This window comes from Streptomyces sp. T39, assembly GCF_008042045.1.
Lineage (GTDB): Bacteria > Actinomycetota > Actinomycetes > Streptomycetales > Streptomycetaceae > Streptomyces.
In genome coordinates this window covers 1-646 of sequence record NZ_RDBP01000157.1, presented here as the reverse complement: position 1 = coordinate 646, position 646 = coordinate 1, and the positions used below count along the sequence as shown (strand labels likewise).

At 72.1% G+C, this 646-nt stretch carries 1 protein-coding gene; it reads right to left on the bottom strand.

Annotated features, from left to right (window positions below; all coding sequences use genetic code 11):
- Positions 1-646, bottom strand: a 646-nt coding sequence (locus EAO77_RS36385; protein ID WP_147992571.1) for an acyltransferase domain-containing protein, incomplete at both ends; no start/stop codon positions are given.

Sequence of the window (646 nt, the reverse complement as noted above, 5' to 3'; positions counted from 1 at the left end):
TTTCTGGAGCGCCGTCGAGGGCGAGGCGGACGGTTTCGCGGAGGTTGGTGTACCAGTAGTGGGCGTCGAGGCGGGTGGTGTCGAGGGGTTCGCCGGTGACGGTGGAGTGGAAGGGGATGTCGGCGGTGCGGGGTGTGATGGGGGCGAGCAGGTCGAGGAGTTCGTCCCGGATGGTTTCGACGTGGGCGGAGTGGGAGGCGTAGTCGACGGGGATGATGCGGGCGCGTACGCCGTCGTTGTGGCAGGTGGTCTGGAGTTCGCGGAGTGCTTCGGGGTCGCCGGAGACGACGGTGTTGGTGGGGCCGTTGACGGCGGCGAGGGAGAGGCGTCCGTCCCATGCCGCTATTTGTGCGCGGACGTCGTCGGCGGGGAGGGCGACGGACATCATGCCGCCGTGGCCGGCGAGGTGGCGGGCGATGGCCTGGCTGCGCAGGGCGGTGACGCGGGCTGCGTCGTCGAGGGTGAGGGCGCCGGCGACGGCGGCGGCGGCGATTTCGCCCTGGGAGTGGCCTATGACGGCGGCGGGGGTGATGCCGGCGGCGCGCCAGAGGTCGGCGAGGGCGATCATGACGGCCCACAGGGCGGGTTGGACGACGTCGACGCGGTCGAGGGACGGTGCGCCGTGGGTGCCGCGCAGGACGTCGGT